Genomic DNA, 16923 nt, shown 5'->3' on the forward strand with positions numbered 1-16923 from the left:
CGTCCGACCGAGGGCTGAATCGATACAGTCCGATCGGACATTGCTTGTCATCACTCCGAGGCTCAATATGTTGCCGCTCGCAACATATTGACGACAACGCTGTCGGAGGTCTCGATGATCAGGTGGAAAGCGGTCCTGGCCTGCGCCGGAGCGGGAGTTCTGCTGGCCGGGGCCCTGCCGGGCACGGCACTGGCGAGCGGCACCGCGACCGACTGCTGCGGTGGAGGCGCGTCCTGGGCCACGGGCAACAAGTCCGCCCTCGGGACCTCCACGACGACCGCGAGCCCGGTGTGGTTCACCGTGGCCAACGGCGTCACCTCCGAGGTCTTCTACCCCCGCGCCGACGTCCCGGACATGCAGGACATGCAGTACGTCGTCACCGACGGGTCGAGCTTCGTCGACCTGGAGCGCGACGCCACGAACCACGTCGTGACGATGCCCGACGAGAAGGCGCTGCAGTACACCGTCACCAACACCGCGAAGAGCGGCAAGTACCGGATCACCACCGACTACGTCACCGATCCGGCCCGCTCGACCCTGGTCACGAACACGCGGTTCCAGTCGCTCGACGGCGGCAGCTACCGGCTCTACCTTCTGGCCAACCCCTCGATGGCGGGCGGCGGATCCAACGACAACGCCTGGTGGGACTCCTCGGGCGCGCTGATGGCCAGTGGCACCGAGACGCTGTTCGGCGGCGCGGCCACCACGGTCGTCTCCGCACTGCGCGTCTCGACCGGCTTCGCCGCGCACGACAACGGCTACAGCGGCGCGGCCAGCGACTGCCTGGCCGACCTGCGCGCCGACCAGACCCTGAACAACCAGTTCGACGCCGTCTCCGGCACCGGCAACGTCGTCCAGTGTGGACAGATCCCGGTCGGCACGGACACGACCTTCACCGTCGCGCTCGGCTACGGCGGCACCGCGGCGGCCGCCTCGTCGGCGGCGAGCGGCTCGCTGGGCAGCGGGTTCTCCGCCGTGGCGACGTCGTACCGGAGCGGCTGGAACTCCTATGTGGGCGGTCTGAAACCCGCGCCCGCCAGCGTTTCCGGCGACACGCAACGGCGACGCGCCTACTACGTCGCGGCGATGGCGCTCAAGACCGCCGAGGACAAGCAGCACCCGGGCGCGAGCGTCGCGGGCCTGGCGACGCCGTGGGGCGACTACACCAGCGGCGACCAGCTCAACGACGGCTACCACCGCGTCTGGGGCCGCGACCTCTACCAGCAGGCGACCGGGCTCCTGGCCGACGGCGACAGCGCGCAGGCCAAGCGGATGGCCCAGTTCCTGTGGACCTCGCAGTGGATCGGCAGCCCGACCGCCGGTGACGGCACGACGTACCCGGCGGGCTCTTTCCCGCGCTACAGCCCGGTTTCCGGCGTCACCGGGGCGAGTGCCCAGCAGCTCGGCTGCTGCGAGCAGCTCGACCAGGACGCCGACGCGATCCTGCTGGCCTGGCTGACCGGCCTCACCGACGCCTCGACGTACGCGAAGGTCAAGACGACGGCAGGCCACCTCGTCGCGACCGGCCCGGACACCACCGAGCGGTGGGAGGAGCAGTACGGCAAGTCGCCCTCGTCGGTGGCCGCCGAGATCGCCGGGCTGATCGCCGCGGGCGCCATCGCCCGGGCCAACGGCGACACCGCGAGCGCGACGTCGTGGGAGTCCACAGCGGACTCGTGGCGCACCTCCCTGGCCGGGTGGACGGTCACGACGTCCGGCTACTGGGGCGGGCACACCTACTACGAACGCCTCGACCGCGGCGGCAACCCCAACGACACCGCGACGATCTGCTTCGACGAAGGCTGCTTCTACGAGCACGACGTCACCGACTTCGGCTTCCTCGACCTGGTGCGGCTCGGCATCCGCCCGGCCGGCGACACGACGATCGCGAACTCGGTGGCGCCGACGGCCGCCGCGTCCGACGGCAACTCCCCGGTGCAGGTGACGCTGCCCAACGGCGACGTCTACTTCCACCGCTACCCGCACGACAACTACGGCGAGAGCACAACGAGCTGCACCGGCTGGCCCGCCGGTGGCAGCCGGCGGTTCGGGCGGCTGTGGCCGGTGCTGTCGGGGGAGCGCGGCGAGTACGAGCTGGCGAACGGCCGCTCGGCGGCGGTGTACCTGAAGTCCATGGCGGATTCGGCCAACGACGGCTACTTCGTGCCCGAGCAGGTCTGGGACCGCGCGGACGTCGGCTGCTTCGGCCTCGGCCGCCCGACGGGCAGCGCGGGCCCGCTGATGTGGGCCGAGGGCCAGTACCTGCGGCTCGCGCAGAGCATGGACGCGGGCCACGACCTCGACACGCCGTCGATCGTCAAGGCCCGCTACGGCACCTGACGCGGGTTCCGGTCCGGCACGCCCCCTCGGTGTGCCGGACCGGGATCACTTCACCAGGCGGACGGTCTTCGCCGCCGGGCCGAACGCCGGGGACCGTCCACATCGAACAGCTCGCCGGCTACGGCGCGCCGGACCGGGACCCGCGGATGCGCGTCGTGACGGTCGCCTACCTCGCGCTGGCCCCGGACCTGCCGACGCCGCGTGCGGGCACGGACGCGGCGGAAGCGCGCTGGACCCCGGTGCGGTCGCTCACCGGCGAGCACCTGGCGTTCGACCACGACCGCATCCTCGCCGACGGCCTCGAGCGGGCCCGGGCGAAACTGGAGTATTCCCCGTTGGCGACGGCGTTCTGCCCGCCCGAATTCACCGTCGCGGAGCTGCGGCGGGTGTACGAGCTGGTCTGGGACACGCGGCTGGACCCGCGGAACTTCCACCGGAAGGTCACGGGCGCCGAGGGGCTGCTGGAGCCGACCGGCCGCACGACCACCCGCGACGGCGGGCGGCCGGCTCAGCTGTACCGCCGGGGCAAAGCGGAGCTGCTGTACCCGCCGATGCTGCGGACGTGAGTTCAGGCGAGGGCGCGGCCGGCGGGGCGGCGGGTGTGGGCCCACGCGGGCAGCGCGGTCAGCACACCGACGGCCAGCAGCACGCCGAGTGCGGCGAGCAGTTGCGACGACGGCGGGGGAGCGGCGAACTTCGGGTTGAAGAACCCGTACAAGGCGGTCCCTCCCGGAATCCCGGCCAGTACCGCGAGCGAGGCGGGCACGAGCTGGGCCGTGCACAACGCCATGACGACCTGGCCCGGCGTCGCGCCGAGGGTGCGGGTGACGGCCAGCGCGCGCCGTGCCTGGACCGCGCTGCTCCAGCCGACGAACACCGTGTTGAGGGCGGAAAGCGCGGTCAGCGCGAAGGTGACGCCGAGCGCCACCTGGCCGATCCGGGTGTTCACCGCCGCCATGGCGGGATCGGCCTGCCCGGTGCCGTGGGCGACGGAGGTGCGGAACGCGAGCAGCGCCGAGACCGTGACGCTGATGGCGGCCGTGCCGATCGCCGTGAGGGCGGCGCGGCCGGGCCGGCGGGCGAGCAGCCGGACGCCGACCAGCAGCGACGCCGGCAGGTACGCCGTGTGCGCGGTCAGCCGCGGGCGGCGCGTGGCCAGGTGGGCCGGCTCGGCCAAGGCGTGGACGGTGCTCGTGCGGGCGGCGCGCAGGACGGGCCCGAGCGTCCCGGCCAGGACGACCAGAGCGGCGAGGAGAACGACGGCGACGACGGTGCCGGTGGTCGGCGGGCCGGTGCCGACGAGCAGCCCGGCACTGGGGTTGGCCAGTCCGGGCGCGGCCAGCGTCCCGGCGGTCAGGCCGAGCGCGGTGGCCACGACGGTCGGCAGCAGGTACTGCGCCAGCAGGACGGTCCGCGGACCGGCCCCCACGGCCTTGAGCAGCCCGGCGCGCCGGTTGTCGCGGCCGGCCCGGACGGCGGCGAGCGCGGCGAGGGTGACGATCGCGGCCGCGGCGAGCAGCCAGCCGCCGACGACCAGGGTGGGCTGGGTGTCCTTGATCATGTTCCGGTCCGTCTGCAAGACGGTTTGCCAGGTGTGCGTGTTGACCCACCCGCCACCCCGGTTGTCGGGCGCGAACACGGTGTCGCGCCAGTCGACGGGCGCGTCGGGATCGGTCAGCTTCAGGTGGATCAGGTGGACGAATTCCGCATCGCCCGCCGCCGCCCGGGCGTCGTCCGTGGTGAGCCAGATCCGGCCGCCCCGGTCGGACGGCCCGGGCCCCTGCGCCCAGTCGCTCCACGGGTACACCGGGGTGGCGGCGCTGATCGCGATGCCGACGACCGGGTAGGCGCGCTCCTCGATGGTGACGCGGTCCCCGACGTGCACGCCGAACACGTCCGCGAAGCCGCGCTCGATCACCGCGCCGCCGGGACGCACCCAGGAGCCGTCGGTCACCAGTGGCCGGTCCACAGTGGACGGAGCACTGTCCCGTCCCTCGATCGAAGAGTGCGCGGTTCGGCCGTGGAGCCCGACGGTGGCGTCGAACGCGAAGACGGGGTCGGACTGCGCGGCCACCCCGGGCGCGGCCGCGAGGCGCCGGGCCAGGTCGGCCGGGTCGGGCTCCGTCGTGATGGCGGTGAGGTCGGGCCCGGCGGTGGCTTCGCGGGTGTTCTGGTACCCGGTGGTGACGGCGTTGCCGATCGCCAGGCCCAGGGTCAGGGCGGCGGTCGCCGCCGTGACGGCGACCAGGAACAGCGCGGCCTCGCCGGGGCGGCGGCGCAGGTCGCGCGCGGCCAGGCGCCACATCAGCAGCAGACGTCCCACGGCTCAGCCTTCCCAGCTCAGCAGCGCGCCGAGCGGGGTCGTGGCGCCGAGGCGGGTGTCGTCGAGAAGGGTGCCGTCGCGCAGGGAGACGACGCGGTCGGCCGTGGCGGCGACCCGCTCGTCGTGCGTGACGACGACCAGCGTCTGGCCGGCGGCGCGCAACTCGCCGAAGAGCCGGAGGATGTCGTGGGTCGCGACGCTGTCGAGGTTCCCGGTGGGCTCGTCCGCGAGGACGACGAGGGGCTCGTTGACCAGCGCCCGGGCGATCGCGACCCGCTGCCGCTGCCCGCCGGACAGTTCCGAGGGCAGGTGCCGGGCCCGGTCGCCGAGCCCCACGCGATCGAGGATCCGCGCGGCCCGCTCGCGCGCGGTGCGTGGTGAGGCACCGGCGAGCAGTGCGGGCAACTCGACGTTCTCGGCCGCGGACAGCTCGTCCATCAGGTGGAAGTCCTGGAAGACGAAGCCGATGGCACGCCGGCGCAGCCCGGCCAGCGCCCGCTCGCCGAGGTGGTCGATGCGCCGCCCGCCGAGCCGGACCTGGCCGCCGGTGGGCCGGTCGAGCCCGCCGAGCAACTGCAGCAGCGTCGACTTGCCACAGCCGCTCGGACCGGTCACGGCGAGGGTCTGCCCGGCGGGGACGTCGAGGTCGACCTCGTCGACGGCGCGCACCAGGCTCTCGCCCCGGCCGTACGCCCGCGACAGGCCGATCGCCCGCAGCACCGGTTCGGCGCTCGCTCGTGGTGGTGGTTCGCCCGCGCCCGTCCGCCGCGGGCGGCTCCCGACCTGCCGGCCGTCTCCCGTCATGCGTTCCCTCCGTCTTTCCCGCGGGTGGACCAGGTCCGCTCGCACGCCTCCAGCCAGCGCAGGTCGGCCTGGCAGCGCAAGGCGATGCCCTCCAGGAGCAGCCCGGCCTCCGACTTCGTGTCCTCGGCGAGAACGGCGCGCTGGACGTCGGCGAGACTGCGCACCAGCTCCCGCCGCCGCGCGCTCACGAGCGCGAGCGGATCCGCCAGCCCCGACTCGGCCGCGGCCACCAGCTTCAGGTGGAACTCCGTCACGTCCGCCTTCGGCCCGGCGCTCTCGGCCATCCACGTGACCACCCGCTCCTGCCCGGCCGCGGTCAGCGCGTACACCTTGCGCCGCGGGCCGCGCACGGGCGCGTCTTCACGTTCCTGGACGACCAGGCCGGCCTTCTCGAGCCGGGTGAGCGTCACGTAGATCTGCCCCACGTTCAGCGTTTCCCCCAGCGGCCCGAGCGCCGCCACCAGCCGCCGTCGCAGGTCGTAGCCGTGCGACGGTTCCTTGGCCAGCAGCGCCAGCACGACGTCCTGCATGGCACAATAGATAGCGGTTATCCAAAGCCGGTGTCAAGCGGCCCGGCCGGGCACCAGCCGCCGCGCGGCCGTGACCAGCGGCAGCAGCCGCGTGCCGAAGTTGCGGGCCGCCAGGCCGCCGCGCGTCGCCGGGATCAGCAGGGCTGCGGCCGTGGAAACGTTGCGCTGCTTGGGTTCCACCAGCTTGCGATGGGCGGCTTCGTACCGGCGGAACGCCGACGCGGTGTCACCCGGCGTCCGGCGCAGCTCCTCGGCCAGCGTGTACGCGCCCGCCATCGCCAGCGTCGAGCCGTCGCCGAACAGGGACACGCACGACGCCGCGTCCCCGGCCAGCGCGATCCGTCCCGACGCCCAGCCGGCCATCCGCACCCGGCTCACCGAGTCCAGGTACAGGTCGTCCGCCTCGCGCACGCGCTCCAGCAGCTCCGGCACGCGCCACCCGGCGCCTTCGTACGCGTCGGCGAGCATTCGCTTGTGCAGCACGGAATCGCGGTGGTCGAACCCCGGCACGGCGGCGCCGCGGAACAGGAACGCCGCGATGCCGGTGCCGCGCGCCGGGTGCACTGCGACGGCTCGGCCGGGGGAGTTGTACATCACCAGCTCCGTGCGGTCGGCCGGCGGCTCGGCCAGCGGCAGCGTCGCGATGTAGACGCCCATGTGCTCGGCGAACGCGTGCTCCGGCCCGAACGCCAGCCGCCGCACGCCCGAGTGCAGGCCGTCGGCGCCGAGCACCAGGTCGAAGCGCCGCGGGGCGCCGCGCTCGAACGTGACGTCGACGCCGCCGCCGTCCTGGCTCAGTGCGGTGATCGAATCGTGGAAGACGAACTCGGCGTCCGCGCGCGCCGCTTCGTGCAGGATCGCCGCGAGGTCGGTGCGGGGCAGCTCGATGCCGCCGTCGCCGCCGATCGCGACGCGGCCGGTCCGCCGCCCCGCGTCGTCGACGAACTTCAGCGACTTCACGGCGGTGCTCGCCTCGCGCAGCTTGCCGGTGATGCCCATCCGCTCCGCGACCTGCGCGGCGCGCCCGCGGACGTCGACCGGGCTGCCGCTCGAGCGCGGCCCGGCGGCGCGCTCGACCACGGTCGGCCGGAAGCCCGCGCGGGCCAGCCAGTACGCCAGCGTCGGCCCGGCGACGCCCGCGCCGGAGATCAGTATGGTCTGCTCGGTCATGGTGATACCCCCAGCTAACTCCTGACCATCGGTCAGTACCGACCGTACGCTCCTGTCCAACGGTCAGGCAAGCCGCTAGGCTCGGGCGATGACCGACGACACCCGCGCCCGGATCCTGCGCGCCGCGCTCGAGGAGTTCTCGGAGCGCGGCTTCCACGCGACGTCGGTCCGGGAGCTGGCCGAGCGCGTCGGCGTCACCAAGACCGCGGTGCTCTACCACTTCCCGGGCAAGGCCGACATCGTCACGGCGCTCGCCGAACCGCTCCTGACCGACCTCGAAGCGGCCATGGCGAAGGCCGCGGACGCCCCCGACCCACGCGTGGCGGCCATCGAGGGGCTCCTCGACGTGTGGCTCGGCCACCGCTACCTGCTGCGGATGAACCTGCGCGATCTCGGGCTCACCGCGTCGAAGGCGGTGTTCGACCGCTTCCGCGACGGCATGCTCGAGGCGAACCACCTGGTCGCGGGCGCGGACGCGGATCTGGCGGGCCGGGTTCGCGCGGCGCAGGCGATCGCGATGCTCAGCGACCCGGTGGTGCTGTTCGCCGACGCGCCGGCGGACGAACTGCGCGCCGCGATCCTCGACGGCGTCGACCGGCTGTTCGCGGTCTCGCCTCGCGAAGGCCGGCCGCGCGGCCGCGGCCGGCCGCCGGTGATGAGCCCGGAGACGATCGAGGCGGCCCGGCGCCTCTACGACGCGGGCCACGCCCCGGCGGACATCGCGACGGCATTGGGCGTCTCCCGCGCCACGATCTACCGGCACCTGCCCGGCACAGAATTATGAGACGCATTAATGAGACTTATTGAGACGTCACTTCGATCGTCGGCAAGACCGAAAGCTGGGCGGACGTCAGCTTCGAAGCCGCCGCGAACACCTTCTGCTGGTGCTCCTTGATCCGCTCGTCCACCAGCCGGCTCAGCTCGAAGGCGAGCCGCCCGGTTTGTTTCACTGTGCCGTCGTCCACCAGCGGCCGCACGCCCGACGTGATGACGATGCCCTCCGCCGCACCGGACTCGGATTGTGAGACGCCCACCGCGTAGGTCTCGCGCGGGTTGACCGGCCCGTCGATCGAGAAGTCCCGGATCCGGCCGAGCAACGCGTGCCACTCGGCGACCTCGCCCGGGACCTCGATGGCTTCGACGTCCGCCACGGTCAGACCCATGCCGCGGTCCCCGGTGCGGAAACACCGGGCGTAGGAGTTGAGCGCCGACACCCACAGCGCCTCGACGAGCACGGCGTCCACTCGCGGCTGGGCCAGCTCCGAGACCAGCCGCTCGCAGCACTTGAGTGTGAACTGCAGGTCGTCGAAGATCGCGACGAGGTCGGCCAGCCCCAGCGCGCCGGGGGTCACCAGCTGCCGGGCGCTCGAAGGGGTCGTCGTGGAAGGGGTCATCCGGGACACTCCTGTGCTGCGGCCGTCTGGACCTCAACGACACCGCATCCGAGGCGTCCCGTCGGTCTCAATTTGCGACACCACCCGCCACGGGCCGGAAGGACACGGTGAAGGACGTCTTCTGCGGCACCAGCCGGTACCGCGGCAGCACCCCGGGCCCACAGGCCGCCGTCCCGAGCCCGTGCTGGGCCAAGTCCAGCGTCAGGTGCACGTGGTCGCCGGAGACCAGCTCGTCGGTGTGCCTGGCCGCCTCCAGGTCCGCCGCCGTCCAGCGGCGGGCGGTGAAGTCGAACGTGGGATCGCCGTCGACGCGGATGCCCGTGCCGTCCGGGTCCGTCAGGCGGGCCCAGCGCACGGCCGTCCGGTTGCCGTTCTCCTGCGGGAAGACGTACGGCGTCTGCAGGCCGTCGACGCTGCTCGAGAACCGTCCGATCCGCGCCGCCTGGCGGCTGTCCGGGTAGGCCTCGCCCGGGCCGCCGCCGAACCACTCGGCCGAGCCGAACGTCCCGGGGACCGCCATCGCCAGGCCGAGCCGGGGGAGCGTGCCGGGGAAGTCGCCGTCCGGGGTCACGTCCACGCGCAGCCTGAGGCCGCCGTCGAAGGCCGTCCACGTGTAGTCCGCGAACAGGCCGAACGGCTGCGCCGGCGGGGCGACGCGGGTGCGCACCACCAGTTCGTCGCCGTCGGCGTCGACGGTGATCACGCGGTGCTGCAGCCGGTGCAGACCCGCCTCGCGCCACTGCTCGGCGTCGGGCCGCCCGGGCGACGAGCCGCGGTCGTTGTCCGTCGTGGCGCGCCAGACGTCCAGCCGCGGTCCCTGCACCGGGTGCCCGCCGAGCGACGTCAGCGTGCCGGTCGCCGGGTCGAACTCGCCGGCGCCGAGGATGAGCTGCCCGGCCGTGCGGAACACCGGCCCCCGCCCCGGCGGCGAAGGCCGTGCGGGCGCCGGCGACACCGGCAGCTGGCCCCAGCCAACGACGTGTCCGGCGGGCGCCCACGCCGTGTCAGAGACCAGCGACGCCGAGACGGTCAACCAGGACTCGCCGCCGGTGGGCGGCAATGGCGGCAGCGGGATCGAAACGCTCTGTCCGGAGTGGACTGCCGGGACGTCGAGGACGCCTTGCGCGACAGCGGTTCCTTCGTCTTCGAGCACCCAGGTGAACCGCAGGTGCCCGGTGCTCACGAAGTCGTAGTGGTTCGAGACGCGGATACCGGCAGGATCCGTGTCGATCCGGACCGGCTCGATGATCTTCGCGAACTCCGTCAGCCCTGGAGACGGTGTCCGGTCGGGGAAGAGCAGCCCGTCGATGACGAAGTTGCCGTCGTGGATGGATTCGCCGAAGTCGCCTCCGTACGCGAAGTGGCCCGGCGCGGCCAGGCCGTGGTCGATCCACTCCCAGACGAACCCGCCCTGGCAGTTCGGGTACCGCTCGAACAGCTCGCGGTACTCCAGCAGCCCGCCCGGCCCGTTGCCCATGGCGTGCGCGTACTCGCAGAGCACGAACGGCAGGTCCCGGCGGCGCTGGTTCTCGTCCTCCCGGCGCCCGATCCGCTCGACTTCGTCGGGCGTCGCGTACATGCGACTGTGGACGTCCACATAGGAGCACTCGTGGTCACCCTCGTAGTGCACCGGCCGGGTCGGATCGCGATGCCGCACCCACTCCGCCATCCGCGCCAGGTTGTCCCCGGTGTGGCTCTCGTTGCCCAGCGACCAGAGGATCACGCTGGGCCGGTTCTTGTCCCGCTCGACCGTGCGCCGCATCCGGTCCAGGTAGGCGTCCGTCCACATCGGATCGTCGCTCGGGTTGCGGTCCCAGCCGAGCGGCCCGAAGCCGTGCGTCTCGAGGTCGCATTCGTCGACCACCCACAGGCCGTACTCGTCGCACAGCTCCAGGAACGCCGGGTCCGGCGGGTAGTGGCTGGTGCGGACGGCGTTGACGTTGTGCCGTTTCATCAGCAGCACGTCGGCCAGCGCGGTCTCCCGCGAGACGACGCGGCCGGTGTGCGGGTCGTGCTCGTGGCGGTTGACGCCGCGCAGGAGCAGGCGCCGCCCGTTGACCTTGAGCCGGCCGTCCTCGACGGTCACTGTCCGGAACCCGATCCGCACCGGCACGCGTTCGGCCACCGTGGACAGCGTGCCGTCGTAGAGCCGGGGCGTCTCGGCGCTCCACGGCTCGACGGGCAGCTCCAGCGGCTCCCCGGCCGGATGCCCGGCAACGCCCAGCGCCGGGATGTCCAGCACGACGTCCGGCGCGGTCTCGACCCGGACCGTGCCCAGCCCGGTCGTGTGATCGTAGTCCGCACGCAGCCAGTAGTCGCCGATCCCGCCGGACGGCCGGGCGAGCAGCGTGACGGCCCGGAAGATCCCGGACAGCCACCACATGTCCTGGTCTTCGAGGTAGCTGCCGGCCGACCACTGGTGCACGCGGACGACCAGGACGTTGTCCCGCGGCCGCAGGAGCGGCCCGACCTCGAACTCCGACGGCAGCTGGCTGCCCTTCGTGACCCCGAGTTCGGTGCCGTTGAGCCAGATCCGGCCGCACGAGTCGATCCCGTCGAAGCGCAGCAGCGCGGATCCGGACGGCCAGTCGGAAGGCAGATCGAACCGCAGCCGGTGGTCACCGGTCGGGTTCTCCGACGGCACGTGCGGTGGGTCGACCGGGAAGGGGTAGTGCACGTTCGTGTAGGCGGGCTTCCCGTGGCCGTGCAGCTGCCACAGCGATGGCACCGGCAGCTCGTCCCACGCGCCGTCGTCGAAATCGATCTCCGAGACGTCCGGGGGAGCCGCGGCGAGGCTCGGCGACAGATGGAACCGCCAGGTTCCGTTCAGGGACAGCGACGGCGCGTCGGAGCCGAAGGCCGCGCGCGGAGTCACCGAGCCGTAGCCCGGGCCCGGGTCTTCGACGTACGACATGACACCTCCCGTGAGCGTTCCCGTGAACGTTCACGGGCCTGGTCGAAGTGTGCTGACCGCCGCGACGGTGTGTCAAGGGATCAGGCGGATTCGCGCAGGTGAAGCGCGGCGCGGACGATCAGCTGACCGGGTTCGAGGGGCGCGGCCCCGGTCACGAGCCGGGCCGCCTGCTCGACGGCCAGCGCGCCGAGCGCGCGGGTGTCGACGGCGACGCTGGAGAGCTCGGGTTCGACCAGCGTGCCGAGGGCCAGCCCGTCGAACCCGATCACGGCGAGGTCGGCGGGCACGCGCAGGCCGAACCGGCGGGCCTCACGCAGGGCGCCGATGGCGATGACGTCGTTGAAGGCGAACACAGCGGTGACGTCGGGGTGCGCGGCGAGCAGGGTGGCGAGCGCCGCACCACCGCCGTCGACGGTCTGGGCGGCCCGCGTGATCCACCCGGGCGCGACGGCGATGCCGTGCCCGGCGGCGGCCCGGAGGAACCAGCGCTGCCGGATGCTCGGCTCGGGCCGGCGGTCGTGGTCGAGCATCCCGATCCGCCGGTGGCCGCGCTCGACGAGGTGGGCGACGGCCTCGCGGACCCCGTCCTCGCCGTCGATCGAGATGCCGCTGAACCGCGGGGTGCGCGGCTCGCGGCCGAGCAGGACCACGGGGACGCCGGGGGTGAAGCGGTCGAGGTCCTCTTCGGACCGGCTGAAGTACCCGACGACGGCGTCGACCTGGGTGCCGATCACGCGAAGGGTGGCGAGTTCCTGCTCGGCGTCGTCGGCGGTGTCGTAGACGACGACGTGCCACCCGCGGGCCCTGGCCGCCTCGAGTGCCCCGGAGGCGACCTCGGTGAAGAAGGGGTTGAGCAGGTCCGGCACGACGAGGCCGATGGTGGTGGTGTCCTGCCGGACGAGGCCGCGGGCGAACCGGCTGGGCCGGTACCCCAGCTCCCGGGCGGCGTCCAGGACGCGCTGCTTGGTGGAGCCGTCGATCTCGGCCTTGTCGTTCAGCGCGCGCGACACGGTCTGCCGCGAGACGCCGGCCGAGCGGGCGACGTCGTGGATCGTCACCCGCCGGGGTTCCGTGCTCGAGGACACCGCCCACCTCCTGGAGGTCGAGTATGCCCGCCCACGGCCCGGGCGCTACCCGGCGGCCGTGATCGAAGCGCCGGCCCGCGTCGGCTCAGAAGATGGACCAGCCGGTCAACGTCGTGAAGCGGTCCAGTGCCGAGACGCCCGCGACCGAATTGCCGCGGGCGTCCAAACCGGGGCTCCACACGCACACCGCGCACCGGCCGGGGACCACCGCGACGATCCCGCCGCCGACGCCGCTCTTGCCCGGCAGGCCGACCCGGTAGGCGAACTCGCCCGCCGCGTCGTACGTGCCGCACGTCAGCATCACGGCGTTGATCCGCTTGGCCGCGCTCAGCCCGAGCAGGCGGGTGCCGTCGTTGCGGATGCCGTGGCGGGCCAGGAAGAGCGCCGAACGCGCGACGTCCGCGCAGCTCATCTCGATCGAGCACTGGCGGACGTACTGGTCGAGCACCGACGGCACCGGGTGGCGCATGTTGCCGTAGGACGCCATGAAGTACGCGAGCGCGCGGTTGCGGTCGGCGTGGGCCGCCTCCGACGCGGCGACCTCGGGGTCGACGTCGATGTCCGGCCGGCCGCTCTCCTCGCGCAGGAACGTCAGCAGCGCGTCGACCGCGTCACCGTGCCGGGCCAGCTCGTCGGTCACCACCAGCGCGCCCGCGTTGATGAACGGGTTGCGGGGGATGCCGTCCTCGTGTTCCAGCTGCACCAGTGAGTTGAACGGGTCGCCGGACGGCTCGCGCCCGACGCGCGTCCAGACGCCGTCGCCGCGGGACAGCACCAGCGCCAGCGTGAACACCTTCGACATGCTCTGCACCGAGAACGGCCGCCGCCAGTCGCCGACGCCGTGCAGCGCACCGTCCACTTCGGCCACGGCCATGCCGAACCGGCGCGGCTCGATCCGGGCCAGTGCGGGGATGTAGTCCGCGACGGCGCCGCGGCCGACCTCCGGCGCGACGTCGTCGGCGATCCGGTCCAGCAGCGCCGCGAGGTCCACGGCCGTAGCGTAGGAGCCGCGTCTGCCCGGGTGCGCGGCGGCCCGGTCAACTCGACCCTGTCAAATCAAAACGGGGTGATACCAGCAGAAAGCCAGTGGTGATCTCCGGCACACCTTAAGTCTTCCTTAGTCCGCTTGGTGACCTGCCGCACACGCTCTAGCGTCTCCAAACCATGGATTCCTCGCTGCTCACCGAAAAAGGTGAAAGCTACTCGAAAGCGCTGGGCAACCGCCAAGTGCAGATGATCGCCATCGGCGGCGCGATCGGCGTCGGGCTGTTCCTCGGCGCCGGCGGCAAGCTCCACCAGGTCGGCCCGTCGCTGATCCTGTCCTACGCGATCTGCGGGGTGGCCGCCTACTTCGTGATGCGCGCGCTCGGCGAGCTCGTTCTGCACGAGCCGAGCTCCGGCAGCTTCGTCACCTACGCGCGGAAGTTCATCGGCCCGTGGGCCGGCTTCGCCTCCGGCTGGATGTACTGGGTCAACTGGGCGATGACCGGGATCGCGGAGATCACCGCGGTCGCGATCTACGTCCACAAGTGGCTGCCCGACGTGCCGCAGTGGATCACCGCGCTGGTGGCCCTCGGCGTGCTGCTCGCGGTGAACCTGCTGAGCGTCAAGCTGTTCGGGGAGCTGGAGTTCTGGTTCTCGGTGGTCAAGGTGCTGGCCATCGTGGTCTTCCTGGTCACCGCGCTGGGCCTGGTGTTCACCAGCGCGAACATCGGCGGCACACCCGCCGGCGTGCACAACCTGACCGACCACAGTGGATTCTTCCCGGCGGGCATCGGCATCGCGCTGATGACGCTGCAGGCGGTCATCTTCGCCTACTCGGCCATCGAGGTCGTCGGCATCGCGGCCGGCGAGACGAAGGACGCCCGCAAGGTGCTGCCCAAGGCGATCAACGGGGTCGTGTGGCGGATCGGCGTCTTCTACGTCGGCTCGGTGCTGATGCTGGCGATGCTGCTGCCGTGGCCGTTCTACAACGGCGACGAGAGCCCGTTCGTGACGGTGTTCAGCCGCCTCGGCATCCCGGGCATCGGCGACGTGATGAACGCGGTCGTGCTGACCGCGGCGCTCTCCAGCGTCAACTCCGGCCTCTACTCCACCGGCCGGATCCTGCGCTCGCTGGCCGAAAAGGGCGAGGCGCCGTCGTTCGTGAGCCGGATGAGCAGCCGGCACGTGCCCTACGGCGGCATCCTGTTCACCTCGGTCGCCTACCTGCTCGGCGTGGTGCTGAACTACCTGGTGCCCAAGGACGCCTTCGACATCGCGATCGCGATCGCCTCCCTCGGCGTGATCAGCACCTGGGCGACGCTCGTGTTCTGCCAGCTGCGCCTGCGTCAGGCCGCCCTGCGCGGCGAGGTCGAGCGGCCGTCGTACCGGATGCCGTGGGCGCCGTACTCGGGCTGGGCGACGCTGGCGTTCCTGGCGTTGGTCGTCGTGCTGATGGGCTTCTCGGACGGCGCCGAGAAGATCGCGTTCTACTCGATCCCCGTGCTGGCCGTCGTGCTGGCGGTGGGCTGGCGAGTGATCTCGAAGCGGCGCGAAAGCGTCCTGGCCGAATAGCGCCGGACTCCCGGGTCAGCGCAGGTAGTTGTAGACGCTGGCCCGGGAGATCCCGAGCAGGTCGGTCAGCGCCGGCACCGCGTTCTTCACCTCCAGGAACCCGCGCTCCTTCAGCGTCCGCACCAGGTCCTTCTTCGCGGCGGCGGGCAGGCTGCGCGGGGTGTGGCCGCGCTCGGTCGCGTAGTCCTCGACCAGCGCGCGCAGCCCGTCGCCGGTCCGGGCGCGCAGGCTCTCGACCAGGGGCGCCGGTTCGTCGGTGCGGGCCAGCCGGGTCAGGGCGCGGGCCGCGGAGCCCAGCAGGGAGACGTCGAGGTTGAGGCACAGCGCCGCGACGTATTCGCCGCCCGAGTTGCGGATGCCGATCGACGTGCTCTTCGCGGGCCGGCCGTCGGGGAAGCGGTTCGGGTAGTTCTGCAGCACGTCCGGGAACCCGGGGTCGGCGATCCGGGCCAGGCCCAGCTCGGTCGCCGGATCGCCGACGGCGCGCCCGGACAGCCCGCCTTCGATCGCGCGCACCGCGTGGGCCGGGTCGCGCAGGTCGTGCAGCACGACTTCGCACAGGCCGGGGAACATCCGCCCGACGGCCTGGGCGATCTTCCCGGCCTCGCGCAGCAGCAGCTCGTCCTCGGTCATCCGATCAGCTCCCGCAGCCGGTCGGGCGCCTTCAACCCGGACCCGGTGAGGACGACGACGGTCGTCTCGCCGGGCCGGATGGCTCCTCGCGAGCGGAAGACGTCGATCGCCGCGGCGGCGGTCGCGCTGGTCGGCTCCGCGTAGAGGCCGAGCGACGCCAGCCGGCGGGCGGCCGCGGCGATGGCGTCCTCGGCGACGGCGGCGGTGTCGCCGCCCGACCGGCGGATCGCCGCGACGACCTCCGGGAGCCGGACCGGGTGCCGGATGGCGGTGCCTTCGGCGACGGTCGGGGCGAACTCCGGCGGCGGCCGGTCGTGGACGGCCGCGTCGATGGGGGCGCAGTTGCGCGGCTGGGCGACCAGCAGGCGCGGGCGCCGGGAGATCGCCCCGGCCGCCAGCAGCTCGCCGAACCCGAGGTCGCAGCCGAGCACGATGCTGCCGGCGCCGGCGACCGTGACGACCGCGTCCGGCGCGCGGAAGCCGAGGTCCTCCCACAGCTCGTAGGCCAGCGTCTTGGTGCCCTGCAGGAAGAAGGGGTGCCAGTTGTGGCTGGCGTAGGTCGTGCGGGACGAGCGGCGGACGGCCTCGGCGGCGGTGTCGTCGCGCGTGCCGGGCACCAGTTCGACGGCCGCGCCGTACGCGCGGGTTTGCAGGACCTTCGCCGCGGACGTCCCTTCGGGGGCCAGCACGGTGGCGGCGATCCCGGCGGCGGCGCTGTAGGCCGCGACCGACGAGCCGCCGTTGCCGGAGCTGTCTTCGAGCAGCTCGGTCACCCCGGCGCCGGCCAGCGCGGAGACCAGCACGCTGGAGCCGCGGTCCTTGAAGCTGCCGGTCGGGCTGAACCACTCGAGCTTGAACCGCACGTCGTCGTCGCCCCACGGCCGCGGCACCAGCGGCGTGCAGCCCTCGCCGAGCGAGACCGGCCGCAGGTCGCCGGGCAGGGCGGCCCGGTACCGCCAGAGCGACCGGACCCCGGTGTCGACGTCGCCGGGGGCGAGCCCGGCCAGCGGCGCGACGGTCAGCGGTGCGCCGTCGTCGCCGCGCCACCGCAGCGGGTCACCCGGGTAGCGCGTCCCCGAGCGCTCGTCGACGTACCAGTACTCCACGACCACCTCCGCTGAACAGATAGTCCAAGTATAGATGTTACGTCTACGGTTACTGACTGGTACGCGAA

The 16923-nt window shown here is 72.7% G+C and carries 14 protein-coding genes; 4 read left to right on the forward strand and 10 right to left on the reverse strand.

Annotation, left to right across the window (positions count from 1 at the left end):
• The first annotated feature begins 114 nt into the window (after window positions 1-114).
• Window positions 115-2340 (forward strand): glycoside hydrolase family 15 protein, encoded by a 2226-nt coding sequence (locus OG738_RS33820; protein WP_329047209.1) that lies wholly within the window; start codon window positions 115-117, stop codon window positions 2338-2340.
• Between the two features lie 146 nt (window positions 2341-2486).
• Window positions 2487-2906, forward strand: coding sequence for an NUDIX hydrolase (locus tag OG738_RS33825; protein WP_442875830.1), 420 nt, complete (start codon window positions 2487-2489; stop codon window positions 2904-2906).
• Between the two features lie 2 nt (window positions 2907-2908).
• On the opposite strand, the gene OG738_RS33830 is transcribed toward OG738_RS33825, so the two are convergent.
• Genes OG738_RS33830 through OG738_RS33845 form a run of 4 tightly spaced genes read right to left on the reverse strand, consistent with a single transcriptional unit; the run spans window position 2909 to window position 7167 of the window.
• Complete coding sequence (locus OG738_RS33830) at window positions 2909-4663, reverse strand: ABC transporter permease (protein ID WP_329047210.1); 1755 nt, start codon at window positions 4661-4663, stop codon at window positions 2909-2911.
• A 3-nt stretch (window positions 4664-4666) separates the two neighbouring features.
• Complete coding sequence (locus OG738_RS33835) at window positions 4667-5467, reverse strand: ABC transporter ATP-binding protein (RefSeq protein ID WP_329047211.1); 801 nt, start codon at window positions 5465-5467, stop codon at window positions 4667-4669.
• Window positions 5464-5997, reverse strand: a complete 534-nt coding sequence (locus OG738_RS33840) for a PadR family transcriptional regulator (protein WP_329047212.1) — start codon at window positions 5995-5997, stop codon at window positions 5464-5466. The genes OG738_RS33835 and OG738_RS33840 overlap by 4 nt, the downstream gene beginning before the upstream one ends.
• A gap of 33 nt (window positions 5998-6030) precedes the next feature.
• A complete protein-coding gene (locus OG738_RS33845) occupies window positions 6031-7167 on the reverse strand; it encodes an FAD-dependent monooxygenase (RefSeq protein ID WP_329047213.1) in 1137 nt (378 codons plus the stop codon).
• An 88-nt stretch (window positions 7168-7255) separates the two neighbouring features.
• Between OG738_RS33845 and OG738_RS33850 the strand changes: the two genes are divergently transcribed.
• Entirely contained in the window at window positions 7256-7951 is a 696-nt protein-coding gene (locus tag OG738_RS33850; RefSeq protein ID WP_329047214.1) for a TetR family transcriptional regulator, read from the forward strand.
• 16 nt (window positions 7952-7967) lie between these two features.
• Here the strand turns inward: OG738_RS33850 and OG738_RS33855 are convergent, their stop codons facing one another.
• The 4 genes from OG738_RS33855 to OG738_RS33870 form a co-directional block, all read right to left on the reverse strand.
• Complete coding sequence (locus OG738_RS33855) at window positions 7968-8561, reverse strand: hypothetical protein (RefSeq protein WP_329047215.1); 594 nt, start codon at window positions 8559-8561, stop codon at window positions 7968-7970.
• A 67-nt stretch (window positions 8562-8628) separates the two neighbouring features.
• Window positions 8629-11475 (reverse strand): glycoside hydrolase family 2 TIM barrel-domain containing protein, encoded by a 2847-nt coding sequence (locus OG738_RS33860; protein ID WP_329047216.1) that lies wholly within the window; start codon window positions 11473-11475, stop codon window positions 8629-8631.
• Between the two features lie 80 nt (window positions 11476-11555).
• Entirely contained in the window at window positions 11556-12560 is a 1005-nt protein-coding gene (locus tag OG738_RS33865) for a LacI family DNA-binding transcriptional regulator (protein WP_329047217.1), read from the reverse strand.
• Between the two features lie 85 nt (window positions 12561-12645).
• The gene (locus OG738_RS33870; protein ID WP_329047218.1) at window positions 12646-13551 is read right to left on the reverse strand and encodes a glutaminase; all 906 of its coding nucleotides are present in this window, start codon (window positions 13549-13551) and stop codon (window positions 12646-12648) included.
• Between the two features lie 173 nt (window positions 13552-13724).
• Between OG738_RS33870 and OG738_RS33875 the strand changes: the two genes are divergently transcribed.
• On the forward strand, window positions 13725-15116 hold the full coding sequence (locus OG738_RS33875) for an amino acid permease (RefSeq protein ID WP_329047219.1): 1392 nt from the start codon (window positions 13725-13727) through the stop codon (window positions 15114-15116).
• A gap of 15 nt (window positions 15117-15131) precedes the next feature.
• Here OG738_RS33875 and OG738_RS33880 read toward each other — a convergent pair whose 3' ends face one another.
• Both OG738_RS33880 and OG738_RS33885 read right to left on the reverse strand, forming a co-directional pair.
• Window positions 15132-15749, reverse strand: coding sequence for a helix-turn-helix transcriptional regulator (locus tag OG738_RS33880; RefSeq protein WP_329047220.1), 618 nt, complete (start codon window positions 15747-15749; stop codon window positions 15132-15134).
• The gene (locus OG738_RS33885) at window positions 15746-16855 is read right to left on the reverse strand and encodes a threonine synthase (protein ID WP_329047221.1); all 1110 of its coding nucleotides are present in this window, start codon (window positions 16853-16855) and stop codon (window positions 15746-15748) included. The genes OG738_RS33880 and OG738_RS33885 overlap by 4 nt, the downstream gene beginning before the upstream one ends.
• Between the last annotated feature and the right edge of the window lie 68 nt (window positions 16856-16923).

The organism is Amycolatopsis sp. NBC_01488, assembly GCF_036227105.1.
In the GTDB taxonomy this organism is placed as follows: domain Bacteria; phylum Actinomycetota; class Actinomycetes; order Mycobacteriales; family Pseudonocardiaceae; genus Amycolatopsis.